Source organism: Cyanobium usitatum str. Tous (assembly GCF_003011885.1).
GTDB lineage: Bacteria > Cyanobacteriota > Cyanobacteriia > PCC-6307 > Cyanobiaceae > Cyanobium_A > Cyanobium_A usitatum.
This window is the reverse complement of sequence record NZ_PXXO01000004.1, coordinates 63445-78280: the sequence shown is the minus strand read 5'-3', so window position 1 is coordinate 78280 and position 14836 is coordinate 63445. Positions and strand designations below refer to the sequence as shown.

General features: G+C 67.3%; 17 protein-coding genes. 6 read left to right on the top strand and 11 right to left on the bottom strand.

Going from position 1 to position 14836, the window contains the following annotated elements; translation table 11 throughout:
• Nucleotides 1-3 precede the first annotated feature (3 nt).
• Genes C7K55_RS04745 through C7K55_RS04725 form a run of 5 tightly spaced genes read right to left on the bottom strand, consistent with a single transcriptional unit; the run spans nt 4 to nt 3948 of the window.
• On the bottom strand, nt 4-258 hold the full coding sequence (locus C7K55_RS04745) for a hypothetical protein (protein ID WP_106502277.1): 255 nt from the start codon (nt 256-258) through the stop codon (nt 4-6).
• Nucleotides 259-288: 30 nt separating this feature from the next.
• A complete protein-coding gene (locus C7K55_RS04740; RefSeq protein WP_106502276.1) occupies nt 289-1806 on the bottom strand; it encodes a leucyl aminopeptidase in 1518 nt (505 codons plus the stop codon).
• 52 nt (nt 1807-1858) lie between these two features.
• Nucleotides 1859-2458, bottom strand: a complete 600-nt coding sequence (locus tag C7K55_RS04735; protein WP_106502275.1) for a hypothetical protein — start codon at nt 2456-2458, stop codon at nt 1859-1861.
• 4 nt (nt 2459-2462) lie between these two features.
• Entirely contained in the window at nt 2463-3200 is a 738-nt protein-coding gene (locus C7K55_RS04730; RefSeq protein WP_106502274.1) for a ComEA family DNA-binding protein, read from the bottom strand.
• A gap of 46 nt (nt 3201-3246) precedes the next feature.
• Nucleotides 3247-3948, bottom strand: a complete 702-nt coding sequence (locus tag C7K55_RS04725; RefSeq protein ID WP_106502273.1) for a LuxR C-terminal-related transcriptional regulator — start codon at nt 3946-3948, stop codon at nt 3247-3249.
• A gap of 142 nt (nt 3949-4090) precedes the next feature.
• On the opposite strand from C7K55_RS04725, the gene C7K55_RS04720 reads away from it, so the two are divergent.
• The gene (locus tag C7K55_RS04720; RefSeq protein ID WP_106502272.1) at nt 4091-4414 is read left to right on the top strand and encodes a DUF1825 family protein; all 324 of its coding nucleotides are present in this window, start codon (nt 4091-4093) and stop codon (nt 4412-4414) included.
• A 151-nt stretch (nt 4415-4565) separates the two neighbouring features.
• Nucleotides 4566-5792 (top strand): tyrosine--tRNA ligase, encoded by a 1227-nt coding sequence (gene tyrS / locus C7K55_RS04715; RefSeq protein ID WP_241518192.1) that lies wholly within the window; start codon nt 4566-4568, stop codon nt 5790-5792.
• A 34-nt stretch (nt 5793-5826) separates the two neighbouring features.
• On the opposite strand, the gene C7K55_RS04710 is transcribed toward tyrS, so the two are convergent.
• Nucleotides 5827-6072: a hypothetical protein gene (locus C7K55_RS04710; protein WP_127431984.1), complete on the bottom strand. Its 246-nt coding sequence runs from the start codon at nt 6070-6072 to the stop codon at nt 5827-5829.
• 56 nt (nt 6073-6128) lie between these two features.
• On the opposite strand from C7K55_RS04710, the gene pyrF reads away from it, so the two are divergent.
• Complete coding sequence (gene pyrF, locus C7K55_RS04705) at nt 6129-6854, top strand: orotidine-5'-phosphate decarboxylase (RefSeq protein WP_254969524.1); 726 nt, start codon at nt 6129-6131, stop codon at nt 6852-6854.
• On the opposite strand, the gene C7K55_RS04700 is transcribed toward pyrF, so the two are convergent.
• Genes C7K55_RS04700 through hpf form a run of 5 tightly spaced genes read right to left on the bottom strand, consistent with a single transcriptional unit; the run spans nt 6851 to nt 11504 of the window.
• Nucleotides 6851-8053 (bottom strand): glycosyltransferase family 4 protein, encoded by a 1203-nt coding sequence (locus tag C7K55_RS04700; protein WP_106502268.1) that lies wholly within the window; start codon nt 8051-8053, stop codon nt 6851-6853. The two genes, pyrF and C7K55_RS04700, sit on opposite strands and share 4 nt — an antisense overlap.
• Nucleotides 8054-8080: 27 nt before the next feature.
• Complete coding sequence (locus C7K55_RS04695) at nt 8081-9421, bottom strand: MFS transporter (protein ID WP_193486152.1); 1341 nt, start codon at nt 9419-9421, stop codon at nt 8081-8083.
• A gap of 25 nt (nt 9422-9446) precedes the next feature.
• Complete coding sequence (gene recO / locus C7K55_RS04690) at nt 9447-10241, bottom strand: DNA repair protein RecO (protein WP_106502266.1); 795 nt, start codon at nt 10239-10241, stop codon at nt 9447-9449.
• Nucleotides 10242-10248: 7 nt separating this feature from the next.
• Nucleotides 10249-10917: a deoxyribose-phosphate aldolase gene (gene deoC / locus C7K55_RS04685; RefSeq protein WP_106502265.1), complete on the bottom strand. Its 669-nt coding sequence runs from the start codon at nt 10915-10917 to the stop codon at nt 10249-10251.
• Nucleotides 10914-11504 (bottom strand): ribosome hibernation-promoting factor, HPF/YfiA family, encoded by a 591-nt coding sequence (gene hpf, locus C7K55_RS04680; protein ID WP_106502264.1) that lies wholly within the window; start codon nt 11502-11504, stop codon nt 10914-10916. The genes deoC and hpf overlap by 4 nt, the downstream gene beginning before the upstream one ends.
• Before the next feature lie 54 nt (nt 11505-11558).
• On the opposite strand from hpf, the gene lipB reads away from it, so the two are divergent.
• The 3 genes from lipB (at nt 11559) to C7K55_RS04665 (ending at nt 14834) form a co-directional block, all read left to right on the top strand.
• Nucleotides 11559-12239, top strand: a complete 681-nt coding sequence (lipB, locus tag C7K55_RS04675; RefSeq protein ID WP_106502386.1) for a lipoyl(octanoyl) transferase LipB — start codon at nt 11559-11561, stop codon at nt 12237-12239.
• A gap of 159 nt (nt 12240-12398) precedes the next feature.
• The gene (locus C7K55_RS04670) at nt 12399-14312 is read left to right on the top strand and encodes an AMP-binding protein (protein ID WP_193486149.1); all 1914 of its coding nucleotides are present in this window, start codon (nt 12399-12401) and stop codon (nt 14310-14312) included.
• 81 nt (nt 14313-14393) lie between these two features.
• Entirely contained in the window at nt 14394-14834 is a 441-nt protein-coding gene (locus tag C7K55_RS04665) for a YlqD family protein (protein WP_106502263.1), read from the top strand.
• Nucleotides 14835-14836: the final 2 nt, after the last annotated feature.

Below are 14836 nucleotides of genomic sequence, written 5' to 3'. Positions count from 1 at the left end.
GTCTTAATTGCGTCCGGGATAGCCGCGCAGTAGGCCGCTCTCGATCATCAGCCCCACGCCGGCATTGATCAAGATCAGGCCAAACGTGCCATACCAAAACCAGGGCCCGGGGCTGGCCAGGGTTTCTAATTTGCCTGCGGCGGCAAGCACCTGGATCCCTTTGCGGATCACCGCCTCGCCAAATAGGCAGAGCCCGGCGGGCAGGAGCAGCACGCCGAGTTGGGCCTTCACATACCAGCGGATCTTCTGAACGGCCACGGAGAGCTCAAAGGCGTCAGGGCTCCAAACTTAGGCCGATGCTTCAAGAGGTGCCCCCGAACACACCCAATTCACCAGGGTGCGCACGCCGAAGCCGGTGGCGCCGGCGGGATCCTGGCCGCGGCCCTTGTCACTCCAGACGGTGCCGGCAATATCCAGGTGGGCCCAGGCCAGATTGGGGGTGACGAAGTCCTGCAGAAACAGGGCGGCGGTGATCGAGCCCCCGGGCCGGGGGCCGGTGTTCTTGAGGTCGGCAAACTGGCTTTTGAGCCCGGCCTTGTAGGAGGCCCTCAGGGGCATGCGCCAGAGGGGTTCATCGCTGGCTTCGCTGGCACCCAGCAGGGCATCGGCCAGGCCGTCGTTGTTGGACCAGAGGCCCGCCATCTCCTCCCCTAGGGCGATCACGCAAGCTCCGGTGAGGGTGGCCAGGTCGACCACCGCATCCGGTTCGAGCTTGCACGCGTACACCAGGGCATCGGCCAGGGTGAGGCGCCCTTCGGCATCGGTGTTGTTGATTTCGATCGTTTTGCCATTGGAGGCGGTGACGATCGCGCCGGGGTGGATGGCCCCGCCACTAATCATGTTTTCGCAGGCCGCCACGATCATGTGCACCTCCACGCCGGCGGGCTTGAGCTCGGCGATGGCACGCATGGCTCCCAGCACCGCCGCGCTACCGCCCATGTCGTACTTCATCATCTCGATCTGGGAGCCGGCGGTCTTGAGGTTGTAGCCGCCGGAATCGAAGGTGAGGCCCTTGCCCACCAGCACCAGGCGCCGCTTAGCCACACCCTCGGGGCGGTAGGTGAGGTGGATGAACTTGGGGGCCAGGTCTGAGCCCTGGGCCACCGCCAGGTAGGAGCCCATACCCAGGGCCTCGCAGTCGCTGCGCTCCAGCACCGTCAGCTCCAGGCCAAAGTCGCGGGAGATGGCAGCGGCGGTGTCGGCCAGGTGCTGGGGCGTGGCCACGTTGGGCGGAGCGGCCACTAGCTCCCGGGCCAGCTCGACGCCGGCGCAGCTAGCTGCCACTGCCGCCAGGGCGGGAGCGGCGCTTGCTGCCACCCCGATCAGGCTGATCGTCTCCGGCAGGCTCCGGGGCTCGGGCTCCCCCTTGAAGCGCTGGTCGCTGAACAGGGCCAGGCGGCTGGCCTCCGCCATGGCCTGGGCCGCAGCACCTGCTGCCAAGGCCTCGATCGGCATGGCCAGGGCGAGATGGCTTGCTCCAGCGGCGGCAGCGGCTTGGCTGGCGGCGGCACAGGCCCGGCGCAGGCCGGCGAGGTTGAAGTCGGCCGGAGCCCCCAGACCCACCAGGATCAGGGTCTGGGGGCTGGCATCTAGGCGATCGAGGCTGAGACATTCCCCGGGCTTGGCTTTGAAGCGTCGCTGCTCCAGGCGACTCGTCAGCGACTGACCCAGGGCGGCGCTGAGCTGCTCAAGCTGGGGGTGGTCGGGGCGATCTTCGGCAGCGGCGAACAGGCCGACGGCCAGGCAGTCACCATCGAAATCGCCCAGGGCCGCAGGTAGGACGTCGGGGATGCAGCGAAAGTCCATGGAACGGCCGAGGTTGGGCGCGATCGTAGCCAGCGCGGCCAGCCCAACTCACCTAGGCAGGATCGGCTTGAAACGGCGTGGCCCAGCGGCTGCGGGTTTCCTTGTTGAAGGGCGGCAGCCAGCGCTGAATCAGGGCCTGCTCTAAGGCGCGGCGCGGGCGGATGGCGGAGGGCACATCTAACCAAAAGCGGATGCTGGTTTGGCAGCCCAGGCCCACTTTCAGCAGGGCTTCGCTGTAGGCGGCGAGGTAGGCCTTGCAGTCGTGTTCGCCTTTCCAGCGCCGATCTGCCTGGCCGGTTTCACCCACATAGAGCAGCAGGGGCTGGCCTAGATCGGCGGGCCGATCTGTCACCAGATAGAGGGCTGCACCCTGTTGGGGTGCGGCGGGCCAGCGCCAGAAGGAAAGGGCCTGGGGAGTGAGCTGCAGGGGGTTGAAGGCCTTGGCAATCTCTTCAGGTGTTCCGGGGCTACCGGCAAACAGCGAGACCTGTATGGCACCACCAGCTTGGTTGCTCCACAGGGGCTGCTGGTGGGCGGCGAGGCGGGTCTGCCAGTCCAGCAGCTGCGAGGCTTGCAGGGGCAGATCAGGGGTATCGGCGCGGCCAGCGCTCCCAAACTGGCTGGCCGTAAACAACTCGCCTTGACGCGCCATCGCTTCAGGCCCCGTTGCTGGTTTGGCCTAGGCGGGTATTGCCCTTGCCGCCTGGGGGCAGTGCTGGCCCGGCAGGGCCTTGCTTGAAGCTCACCTTGCCAATCCAGCTTTCCACCAGGTCGGCGGGAAATTGCAGCCGCTGTTGCAGGTCTGCCAGATCGCGAAAGGGGCTGCGACTTCGTTCCCGCAGCAGTCGGCTGAGCCTGGGCGGATCGAGCCCCAGCCCTGCTATCTCCTGGCTGGAAGCCTGGTTGAGATCCACCCGGGTGGCGGATTGCAAAGGCGCTGCTGGCTCGCCGTACCAGCGAAATTCCAGCAAAGGCAGCCAGCGGCGCACCAGCGCATCGGAGAGATCCAGCACCCGTTGCAGGTCGTCGGCGCCGCTGAGCTGGATGCCGCCCGCCTGCAGCCGCAGCAGCAGGTCCACCTGATCGGCAGCGATGCCCGGCAGCCGCAACCAGTCGGCCGCGGTGGCGCGATTCACATCAAGCCGCCAGCCCAGGGCAGCGGCCCGGCCTACGGCCTCAGCATCTTCAAGCCTGAGGGAAGGGTTGTGTTGCAGCTTCAGGGCCAGCAGCTCCTGCTCCACCAGCTCTTGCTCAACCAGCTCCCTCTGGACCAGCTCCCGTTCCCGCTCCGCCGCTGCATCGGCAGGTGCAGCAGGGATCTGTGCTGGTGGGATCTGGCCAGTGGCCCTCAGCAGCTGACGCGCCAGGGGATCCAACCAGTGCCGCTTGGCCATGGCGGAATGCCACCGCATCAAAAACGCTTCAAACCTAGCGGGGGCCTCACTCTTGAGGCCAATCGATTAAGCCCCAGCGCAGGCCGAGCACGGCCGCGTGGGTGCGGTCGCGGGCCTGGAGTTTGCGGCAGAGGGATCGCAGGTGAGTTTTGGCCGTGTCGGCGCTGATAAACAGCCGCTCGCCGATCTCGATGTTGGTGTCGCCTTCGGCCACCAGGCTGAGCACCTGGAGTTCGCGCCCAGTCAGCGGTTCTAGGGGCCCCCCCTCGCCTGGTCCGCGGCGAAACAGCTCCGTCAGACTGCGGTCTACGTAGACCCCGCCGCCGCTGATCGCATGCAGGGCGGCCATGGCACTGCCCAGCCCAATGCGGGACTCCACCAGCAAGCCGTCGCAGCCGGCCTCGATCGCTGCTTGGATCTCGCTCTGGCGGTGCTCCTGGGTGATCAGCAACAAGGTGTGCAGGCCGGGCCAGCGTTGCTTGATTTGCAGCAGTAAGGAGATTCCAGACCCCTGCTCCAGGGTGTCGCTGAGAAACACCATCGAGGGCCGGTGCCGCTCCACCAGCTCCAGGCCGGCGGCCTCACAGGTGGCGGCACCCACCAGGTGCTCCTGGCCGATCAGGCCGCCCACAAAGAAGCTGAGCAGGGCCCGGTTGCCGAGGCAGGCCACCAGGCGGGCATCCCGCAGCAGGTTGTTAATCTGGTTGGTGTTGCGGCGGATCTGCTCAAGCTTGGGCGTGAAGTCCATCGGCGCTGAAGGCTGGGCTGGGGGCCTGCATTGGCGCCATCCTGGCCAGCTCCGCTCGATCCGCCAGGGGCAATACGCCTATCCGCACTCCCCAGGGGTGCCAGGCCTCACCAGAATCTGCAGACGCTGCGCTGCCAGGGTTATGGCGTTCTTTGAATCCGAAATCGTTCAGGACGAAGCCAAGCGGCTGTTTGGCGATTACCAGCAGCTGATGCAGCTGGGTAGTGAGTACGGCAAGTTTGATCGTGAGGGCAAGAAGCTCTACATCGAAAAGATGGAGGACATGATGGAGCGCTACCGGGTGTTCATGAAGCGCTTCGAGCTCTCCGAAGACTTCCAGGCAAAGCTCACCGTGGAGCAGCTACGCACCCAGCTGGGCCAGTTCGGCATGACACCCGAAACGATGTTCCAGCAGATGCACCAGACCCTGGAGCGCATGAAGTCTGAGCTGGAGGCCACGGCATAGCGGCTGCCTACGATCTCGCCACAGAGCAAGGCGGGTCGCAGTTCGAATGACAACAGCGCAGCCTCCAGAAGAGCAGCCGCCAGCAGACCAGCCTCCAGCAGAGCAGCCACCTACCGGGCTGCCTCCTCTGCCGGCCTGGCTTGAGCGGGGAATGGCGGATCTGTTCCCCGCCGGCAGCGGTGCCGGTGCCTGCAGCGACCCAGACCAGCAGCTAGCCGCTCGCCTGGAAGAGGCCGAGCGGGCCGGGCGGCCCTTGCGCATCAAGCTCGGCATCGACCCCACCGGCTCCGATATCCACCTGGGGCACTCGCTGCTATTCCGCAAGCTGCGGGCCTTCCAGGATGCTGGCCACATCGCCGTGCTGATCATCGGCGATTTCACCGCCCGCATCGGCGATCCCACCGGTAAGAGCGCCACCCGGGTGCAACTCAGCGCTGCTGCGGTGGAGGCCAATGCTGCCACCTACCTGCAGCAGCTGGGTCAGGGCCAGGACCCCGAGCGCGCCCTGCTTGATTTCGAGACTCCTGGCCGGCTGGAGGTGCGCCGCAACAGCGAGTGGCTCACCGGGCTTGACCTGCCCCAGGTGATTGAGCTGCTGGGCATCAGCACCGTGGGCCAGATGCTGGCCAAGGAGGACTTTTCCAATCGCTACGGCTCGGGCGCCCCCATCTCCCTGCACGAGTTTCTTTATCCGCTGCTGCAGGGCTACGACTCGGTGCAGGTGCAGGCGGATCTGGAGCTGGGCGGCACTGATCAAAAGTTCAACGTGGCCATGGGCCGCGACCTGCAGCGTCACTTCGGTCAGCGCCCCCAATTCGGCATGCTGCTGCCAATCCTGCCGGGCCTCGATGGCGTGCAGAAGATGAGCAAAAGCCTGGGCAACACCGTGGGCCTCGCCGAAGACCCACTTTCGATGTACTCGAAGCTTGAAAAGGTTCCCGATGCGGTGGTCGACGACTACCTAACCCTGCTGACTGATCTGGATATGGCGGATCTGCCGCAGAACCCCAGGGAGCGTCAGAAACTGATGGCTCTGGAGATCACCCAGGCGCGCCATGGCGGGCCGGCGGCGGCGGCGGCCCAGGTGGATGCAGCCAAGCTTGTAGCCGGTGCCGCGGGTAGCGGTGCCGCCGCCGCCGAGGTGCCGGAGGCCTCGCTGGCGGCGGTGAATTTCCCCGCCAAGGCCTTCTACCTACTCAGTGCTGTGGGCCTCTGCGCTAGCAGCAGCGAAGCCCGCCGCCAGATCCAGGGCGGCGGCGTCAAGCTCGATGGCGAAAAGCTCGCCGATCCAAACCAGGAGTTTGCCGGCCCGGAGGTCCTCGCCGGCAAGGTGCTGCAGCTGGGCAAGAAGACCTTTAGGAGGCTGGTGGCGGGCTGAGCGCTACCACCGGCAGCGCCTACCTGCTGCCCTCCTACCTGGTGCCCAGTAGATCGTCCCAGCTCGGGCCCTGGGCTGCAGCTGCATCACCGGAGCTGACGCAGGGAATGGTGATGCCCGCATCGCCCCAGAGGTGCCAGGCAGGTAGGGGGCAGCAGGCGCCCGGCTCAAGGCTGAGGGTCACCGGCATGGGAGTGGAATCGGAGAAGGCCATGGCCACGGCTCGCACTGCCCAAGCCTGGGCGCTGGCATAGGGCCCTCGATGCAGCGCTGATGCCATCGCCATGTCGTCTGGAAGACGCCCTCCCTAACCTGCAAGCAAGCTGCCAGCGGCCCTTGCTTGAGCCCAGTGATCAAATCATCGTGGCCCTCGATGGCATGGCGCCAGAGCAGGCCATGGCCTTTGCGTCTGCCGTGCCTGCGCTGCGCTGGGTGAAGGTGGGTCTGGAGCTGTTCGTGGCTGGCGGGCCGGCTGTGGTCCAGCAGCTGCGCGACCAGGGCAAGCGGGTGTTCCTCGATCTCAAGTTCCACGACATCCCGGCCACCATGGCCGGCGCCTGCCGCAGCGCCGCCCGCCTCGGTGCCGAGCTGATCACGGTGCATGCCAGCGCTGGCAGCGTGGCCCTGGGCGCGGCCCAGGCGGCGGCGCTGGAGTCGGCTGCGGCGGTAGGCCTGTCTGCCCCCACCCTGCTGGCGGTGACGGTGCTTACCAGCTGGGAGCAGGCCCGTTTTGCATCCGAGCTGGCCATTGAGGAACCGTTGTCCACCTACGTGCCACGGCTGGCCCAGCTGGCGGCTGCTGCTGGCATCGGCGGCTGCGTCTGCTCCCCGCTGGAGGTGGCCGCCCTGCGGGCTGCCCACCAGGAGCCCTTTGCCCTGGTGACCCCCGGCATCCGCCCGGCTGGAGCGGCCCTGGGGGATCAGCAGCGGGTGCTGACGCCCGCCCAAGCCGTCGCCGCCGGTGCCAGCCAGCTGGTGATCGGCCGGCCGATCACGGCGGCGCCAGATCCGGTTGCGGCGTTTGCTGCCTGCTGTAGAGAGCTCTTAGGCCACCACGCTTAGGCAACCAGTGAGCGCTGGGGTATGAGCTGGGCGTAGAGCTTCTCGAGGGCGTCGATGTTGCCTTCAAGGGTGTAGCGTTCCAGGGCCCGCTCCCTGGCCCTGCGGCCCAGCTCGGCGGTAAGCACCGGCTGATCGCGCAGCACCGGGATCAAGGTGCGCAGCTGGGTGGTGACGCCCTGGGTACTGATCACGATGCCGGCGCCCCCCTCCAGTACCTCGCCGTCGGCGCCGGCGTCGGTGGCGATGCAGGCGGTGCCGCTTGCCATGGCCTCCAGTAGGGCCAGGCTCAGGCCCTCCACCAGGGAGGGAAGCAGGAAAACCTCGGCTAGCTGCTGGAAGGCCACGCGTCGCTCCAGGCTGGGCTCATAGCCCCACCACACCAGATCTGGTTCATCTCCAGGGGCCTGCAGCGCACTGCGCAGGGGGCCATCGCCCACTATCACCAGCACGCAGCCGGCGGGTCGCACTAGCCGCCAGGCCTTGATCAGGGCCTCGACGTTTTTCTCAGTGGCCACCCGGCCCATGTACAGGAAGACGCGCCGGCCCGCAAAGCGCTGGCGCAGCTCCTGCAGGTCTGGGCTGGCAGCGGCGGCCAGCGATGCCGGCTGCCACATGGCGGTGTCGACGCCGTTGGGGATCACGGCCAGCCGCTCGGCCCGCACCCCCAGGCGCAGCAGCATCTCCGCCTGCAGCTCCGAAAACACGATCACCCGATCAAATTTGGCCAGGGTGGGTCCATAGAGCTGGTAAGTGAGCTGCTGGGTGCCGGCGGTGAGGTTGCGCAAGCTGGCATCGAAGGCCGGATGAAAGGTGGCCACCACCGGCAGCCCCAGCTGCTGGCAGAGATCGGGTAGGCGGAAATCGAGGGGGGACAGGGTGAGGCTGGCGTGTACCAGGTCGGGCTTGAGTCGCTCCAGGGATTCGCGCAATTCCCGCTGGGCCCCCAGCGATGGAATCGTGTACACCTGAGACTTCACCAGGTAGGGCAGGGCCACTTCCGGGCCGCCGCCATTGCTGTCGCCCTGGTTGTCAGCGTCCGGCAGGGCATCGCTGGAGCGAGCCAGGCTGCCGGGGGGTGTGTCGAAGTGGATAAAGCTGATGCCATGGCCGCGGCTGCGCAGCGCGTGGGTCGTGCTCAGTCCGTAGGTGACGTTGCCGCAGAACGGTGTTTTCTTGCCCAGCCAGGCAATGTGGGCCACCAGGGCTCGCGCGTCCGGAGGCCCACGCTACCAGCGCTTCCAGGGACGCTCCAATAAGGCCGCCACCAAGGCAATGGCTGCCAGGCCCCAGAGCACAGGCAGCAGGCCGTATCTGCTCACCACCGCCCCAGCCAGCACCAAAGGCAGGCTCAGGGCCACGTTGATCAGGTTGTTTTGCAGGCCAAACACCTTGCCGCGCAACTCTTCCGGTGTTTCTTCCTGGATTGTGGTTTGGGCGGGAATCGCTAGCAGGGCTGAGCCCACCCCCAGCACGCCGCAGAGCAGCAAGGTGAACACCAAATTGCCGCGCAACTGACCCAGCAGCACCAGGCTCCAGCCGATCGTGCCCAGGCCTGTGGCAGCCAGGTGGCGGCGGTTGAGCCCCTGGCCCAGCTGGGCCACGGCCAGGGCCCCAATGGCCAGGCCCAGGCCGCTCATCGCCAGCAGGGTTCCAAACTGGGTGGGGCCAAGCCCGGGGATAGCCGCCGCCAGGCTGATCGCCAGCACGTAAAGGGCGGCAAGCAGGCTGTAGAGCAACACCAGCTGCACCATGGCGCTGAACACCCGCGGCCGCTCCCGCAGCACCTGAAGCCCCTCGCCGATCTCTTGCCAAACGGTTGTGCGGCTCGGTGCCCGAGGCGGCTCCTGCCAGCGGATTCGGCTGATGGCTACTGCCGCCAGGCCATAGCAAAGCGGCAGCAGCAAAAATTCACCGCCGCTGATGCCGATTCGTTGCAGGCCCAGGTCTAGGAGCCGCAGGATCGGATCACCCAGGGCAAAGCCCACGATCGTGGCGGCCATGCTGGTGGCCTGATAGAGCGAGTTTGCTGCCAGCAACTGGTCGCTTGGCACCAGCTGGGGTAGGGCTGCTTGTTCGGCCGGCGCAAAAAACTGGGTGAGCACCGACTCGAAAAAGGTCATCAGCACCAGACCCCAGTAACCCCAGCTCAGCCCCAGCCACTCGGGGCCCTCCACCAGGCATAGGGGAGCTAGCAAGACCAGCAACGCCCGCAGGCCGTTGGAGGCCACCATCACGCCCCGCTTGGGCCAGCGGTCGGCCCAGACCCCGGCGACAGTGCCCAGCAGCATGGCTGGAATCGTGTTGGCCACGTAGATCCCCGTGGCCAGCAGGGTGATCATCTGGGCCCGGGTCTCGGGCAGGTCCAGCCGGATTGCCGAGGCGGCTTCCGCCAGGGCTGGGTTGGCCTCAGGCGTTCCCTTCACCCAGGTCTGGGCGATCAGGAACACCATCAGCACGATGTAAAACTTGTCTGCCAGCTGGGAAAAGATCTGGCCAAGCCAGAGCCAGCGGAAATCGGGCAGCGCCAGAACGCCCTGCAATCCGGTGGCGTTGGAACTGCCGCTCAAACTGGCTCGTATTGCTGCTGACTCGTCATGATGGCGCAGTCCCGGCTGCTAAGCCGGTGCGCAGCAGCCGAAAGGCCCGGGGTTTGCGGCTGAGATGCTCCTGGCACCAGTGCTCCACCAGCTCCAGCAGGTGCAGCCACACCGGCAGGGGGCCCATTAGTTCGCCATCGCGCCGGCGGGGCAGGTTGGGCCGCAGCAGCCGTTGCAGCAGGGCCAGTTCGGATGCATTGAGCACCACCCGTGCCCCCGGCACGCCACCGATCACCAACCCTTCGCTCGGCACCAGGCTGCAGCGCCAATCCCAATCGCCCACGGGTGGATCCAGGGTCTCGCCACTGCGGCTGCAGCAGCCCAGGGGTAGGGCGTAGCCGCCAAGGGCCAGCAGGTGGACGCTGCCCTGCACTGCGATTGCCAGGGCTTCTAGGTCGCAGCCCCGCTCCCGCACCAAGGCGTCGAGGCGGCCCAGCTGCATCAGTAGGTCTCCCAAGATGCCGGCTGAGGGTGCGTCGCTTGGCACCAGGGCCAAACAGAGCTCCATCAGGGCCTGGGCGGCGGCGAGGGCCTCAAGCTGCTGGGCCAGGCCGCTGTAGCTGCGCAGCACCTTCAGTTGCCGCACCCGTCTCAGGCCGCTGCGACCGCCCACCTGCAGGCGTAGATGGCTCAGGGGCACGGCGGCGGCCAGGCTGCTGCGGGGTCTGCGCGCCCCCGGTACGGCCAGCCGCACCACCCCCTCCTCGTCGCTGAGCAGGGTGAGCAGCCTGTCGTTTTCGCCCAGGGGCCGGCAGCTCAGCGCCAACCCTTCGAGGCTTTGCTCCGGCACTGTTGCTTCAGCCCCGCATCGCCTGGGCCAGGGCCACGCCGCGGCTGGTGCCGAGCCGGGTGGCGCCAGCCTCCACCAGGGCGAGGGCCTGCTCCAGGTTGGCGATGCCACCGGAGGCCTTGATTGCTGCCCGACCGCGGGCCAGCTGGCGCAGCTGTTCGATGTGGTCCACCGTTACCGCTGGTCCGAAGCCGCTGCCGCTTTTAAGGAAGCGGGCGCCGGCATCGATGCTGATCTCCACCAGCAGGGCCAGGGAGTCGGGATCGAGCCTGCCCACCTCCAGGATCACCTTCACCGGCAGGCCCAGCTCGCAGATGGCGGCGAGTTCGTCGTGGATAGGCGTGCTCTGCCGGTCCGCCAGGGCGCCGAAATCGGGCACCACGTCCAGTTCGTCGGCGCCGGCCTCAGCTGCGGCCACCGCTTCGGCCAGCTTCACCGCCGCCGGCACGGCGCCGAAGGGGAAGCCCACCACGGCGATCAAGTGGGGGCTGGCGCCCTTGCCCTCAAGGGGCAGCTGCTCCCTGGCGCTGGCCACCCAGCGGGAGGCCACGCACACCCCGGCAAAGCCGAAATGGCGGGCTTCCTCGCAGCACTGGCGCACGGCGCTGCTGCCGTGGTGCGGATCCAGCAGGGCGTGGTCGATCAGGGGGGCTAGGTCGGGCCGGTCGGCGCTCACGCGTCTTTGGCCTGGATTACCCCGAAGCCGCCATGGTTGCGGTGATAAACCACCTGGATCTGGCCACTTTCGGCGTCGCGGAAGACGTAGAAGTCGTGGTCGATCAGCTCCAGCTGGTGCAGGGCATCGTCGATGCTCATCGAGGGCATGTCGTAGTACTTGCGCCGTACGCCCCTGCTGGGCAGTTCGGGCTCCTTGCCGTCCACCAAGCTGCTACCAGGTGCCGGCAGATTGGCGGCGGCGCCGGCCTCCTCATCGCGGGCGGAGCGATGCACCGGCCCCTGGGCCTGCTCCTGGATGCGGTCCTTGTAGCGGAGCAGCTGGCGGCTGAGCTTGCTGGCCACCAGGTCGATGCTGGCGTAGAGGTTGTCGCTGCGCTCCTGGGCGCGGATCACGGTGCCATTGGCAAACATCGTGACTTCAACCGTTTGCTGCGGCACCCGGGGATTGCGGGCCACCGACAGGTGCACATCGGCCTCTTTAACAAGGCCCTCAAAGTGGTGAATGGCGCGGGTCAGCTTGGTTTCGGTGTACTCCCGAATGGCGGGAGTGACGTCAAGATTGCGGCCATGGATCAGCAGTTTCATCAGATGGCAACCGCCTCCGGTCTTCTGGTGCACCAACGCTAAGAACGGCTTGTGATATCCCCCAACCTCGATGCAATCCTTTTTGAAGCGACGGTCCCGGTGCCGTTTGAACGGGCCTGGGCGGTCCAGCGCCAGCTGCAGCAGCGGCTGCTGGACTATCCCGAGGGCCCTGACACCGTGGTCCTGCTTGAGCATGAGCCCTGCTACACCCTGGGCCGCGGCGCATCGGAGGCCTTTCTGCGCTTCGATCCCGCCGCACCGCCCCTGCCCCTGCACCGCATTGACCGTGGCGGCGAGGTGACCCACCACGCCCCGGGCCAGCTGGTGCTCTACCCGGTGCTCAATTTGCAGCGCCACGGCGCTGACCTGCATCTGTATCTGCGCCAACTTGAGCAGGTGGTGATCGATGTGATGGCGGGTCTGGAACTGCAGGGCGAGCGGATCGATGGGCTCACCGGGGTGTGGCTGGAGGGCCGCAAGCTGGCGGCGATCGGTGTGGGGGCCAGGCGCTGGATCAGCCAGCACGGCCTGGCCCTGAATGTGGATTGCGACCTGGCTGGCTTTGCGGCAGTGGTGCCCTGTGGACTCCGTGATCGGCCCGTGGGGCGTCTGGTGGATTGGCGGCCGCAGCTCAACGCCCAGCAGCTGCGCCAGCCCCTGCTGGATGCTTTTGCCAGCCGTTTCGGCCTGGTGCTGCGGCCATCCAATCCCCAGGATGGGGTGTTCAAGCTGTGACTGCTGAGCCGCGGTGGATCTGGACCACCAGAGCCCCGAACTGGTGGTGCGCCGCTGGCGGCAGGAGCAATAAACAGGACCCTTCCTGGCGCCGTTAGGTCGCGGACGCCAGTCCAAAGGGTGTTAACACTGCTGGCAAGCCCTACCGCTTCCACCGCCGTGGCCCGCGCCGCCTCCCCCTCTGAAATCCATTGGAGCGGCAGTCGCCGCGATCGCCAGGCCCTGGCCCAGCGCGCCGACTGGAGCGGCCTCACCGGGTTGGAGCAGCTCTGGCCAGTGCTCGCGGCGCGCCACGGCGAGGCCCTGGCCCTGGAGGCTCCCCATGCGGCCACGCCCGAGCAGCTCAGCTACCGCCAGCTGCAGCAGCGCATTGAGCAGGCTGCGGCGGCCTTTGCCGGCTTGGGTGTGGGCGCTGGTGATGTGGTGGCCCTATTTGCTGAAAACGGTCCCCGCTGGCTGCAGGCCGACCAGGGACTGATGCGGGCCGGAGCTGCAAATGCGGTGAGAGGCAGCGCCGCTCCTGTGGAGGAGCTGGCGTACATCCTTGAAGATTCCGGCGCTTGCGGCCTGGTGGTGGAGTCGGCCGCCCTGCTTGCAAAGCTGAATATCTCCACTGAAACAAGGTCGCGCTTGCGCTTTGTGGTGCTGTTGGAGGGGGAACGGGATGCGGGGGCGGCGCCAGGGCCCTGTTTCAGTTGGGGCGAACTGCTCGAGCGCGGGGCGGCGGCGTTGGCCTGCGGCACGCCGGCCCCGCCACCACCGGCTGATGGGGCCCGCCTCGCCACGATTTTGTACACCTCTGGCACCACGGGGCAGCCCAAGGGTGTGCCCCTGAGCCACTCAAACTTGCTGCACCAGCTGCGCCACCTGGGGGTGGCCGTGGCACCCCAGCCCGGCGACCGGGTGGTGAGCGTGCTGCCGATCTGGCACTCCTACGAGCGCAGCGCTGAGTATTTCCTGCTGGCCTGCGGCTGCCGCCAGACCTACACAACCCTCAAGCAGCTGCGCGCCGATCTGCAGCGGGTAAAACCCCACTATTTGATAAGTGTGCCGAGGCTGTGGGAGGCCCTGCTCTCTGGCTTTGACGACGCCCTGGCGGCCATGCCGGCCTCGCGCCAGCGGCTGCTGGGCGCGGCCCTGGCCAATAGCCGCGCTTTTGGCCGCTGTCGCCGCCAGGCCCTCGATCTCACCCTTGCGCCGGAGGACTGGCCGGCCCGGCTCGGCGCCGCGGGGTTGGCCTTGCTGCGCTGGCCCCTGCACCGGCTGGCGGCGTCGTTCCTCTGGCCGAAGCTGCGCCAGCAGCTGGTGGGCGGCCGGCTGCGCACGGCGATCAGCGGTGGCGGTGCTCTGGCCATGCACGTGGATGGCTTCTTCGAGGCCATCGGCATCGAGCTGCTGGTGGGCTACGGCCTCACCGAAACCAGTCCCGTGCTCACCTGCCGGCGCCGTTGGGCCAACCGCCGCGGCAGCGCCGGCCAGCCCCTGGCGGGCACCAGCCTGCGGATCGTTGATCCCGAATCCGGCGAGCTGCTGGCCCTGGGGCAGCGGGGCCGGGTGCTGGCCCGGGGACCTCAGGTGATGGCGGGCTACTGGGGCAAGCCGGAGGCCAGCGCGGCTGTGCTTGATAGCGAAGGCTGGTTTGACACCGGCGATCTGGGCCACTTGCTGCCCGACGGCTCCCTGGTGCTCACCGGCCGGGCTAAGGACACGATCGTGCTCAGCAGCGGCGAAAACATCGAGCCCGGCCCCCTCGAGGAGGCCCTGGTGGCCAGCCCCTTGATCGAGCAGGTGCTGGTGGTGGGCCAGGACCGCAAGCAGCTCGGCGCCCTGGTGGTGCCCAAGGAGGCGGCGGAGTCAAACGATCTGGCCCTGTTGCGGGCTCTGACGCGGGAGTGCAACCGGCTGCTGGCCGCCCGCCCCGGCTCCCGCCCCGACGAACGCCTTAGCGGTGTGGCCTTGGTGGAGCCATTCACGCTCGATAACGGTCTGCTCACCCAGACCCTCAAGCAGCGCCGCGACCGGATTACGGCCCGCGACGCTGCGGCGATTGAGTCGATCTACGCACCCCGCTGAGGCTTGTGGGTGCGGTGCGGCGAACCGGCGGTTGACCCCGGTGCGCCCTGCTGACAGCCTGAGCGCTGATTTACATCCCCCATGGCTGACGGCTCCCTCACGATCAAACGCACCATCACCGTGCGTGCCGTGGTTACCCCCCGTTGGAAGGAGGACGCCGAGCGAGAGCTAAGCAATGCCATCGCCAATGTCGACGCCCAGTTGTCCCAGCTAGAGCAGGAGGGTCAGCAACTGGTAGACGAGATCCGCCGCCAGAGCGCCAACCCCCTCGACCCCCGGGTGCAGGAGCAGGTGGCTTCAGTGCAGCAGCAGGTGGCGGCAAAGCGCGCCGAGCTGGAGGAGCAGAAGCGCCAGATGCTGGAGCAGCAGCGCCAGGTGCGTGAACTGGAAATGGAGCAAATCGTGGAGCAAGGCCAGATCGAGAGCGTCTGCGATGTGCAGGTGGGCGACAACCTGGTTGAAAAGTTGCAGGCGGCTGTGCTGGTGCGCGATGGCGTGATCGAGGCCATCGAGGCCGGCTGATC

Bases quoted from the DNA above. Each gene is read 5' to 3' on its own strand.
- C7K55_RS04740 (WP_106502276.1), bottom strand. From the start codon at position 1,806: ATGGACTTTCGCTGCATCCCCGACGTCCTACCTGCGGCCCTGGGCGAT.
- C7K55_RS04735 (WP_106502275.1), bottom strand. From the start codon at position 2,458: ATGGCGCGTCAAGGCGAGTTGTTTACGGCCAGCCAGTTTGGGAGCGCT.
- C7K55_RS04730 (WP_106502274.1), bottom strand. From the start codon at position 3,200: ATGGCCAAGCGGCACTGGTTGGATCCCCTGGCGCGTCAGCTGCTGAGG.
- C7K55_RS04725 (WP_106502273.1), bottom strand. From the start codon at position 3,948: ATGGACTTCACGCCCAAGCTTGAGCAGATCCGCCGCAACACCAACCAG.
- C7K55_RS04720 (WP_106502272.1), top strand. From the start codon at position 4,091: ATGGCGTTCTTTGAATCCGAAATCGTTCAGGACGAAGCCAAGCGGCTG.
- tyrS (WP_241518192.1), top strand. From the start codon at position 4,566: ATGGCGGATCTGTTCCCCGCCGGCAGCGGTGCCGGTGCCTGCAGCGAC.
- C7K55_RS04710 (WP_127431984.1), bottom strand. From the start codon at position 6,072: ATGGCATCAGCGCTGCATCGAGGGCCCTATGCCAGCGCCCAGGCTTGG.
- hpf (WP_106502264.1), bottom strand. From the start codon at position 11,504: ATGAAACTGCTGATCCATGGCCGCAATCTTGACGTCACTCCCGCCATT.
- C7K55_RS04665 (WP_106502263.1), top strand. From the start codon at position 14,394: ATGGCTGACGGCTCCCTCACGATCAAACGCACCATCACCGTGCGTGCC.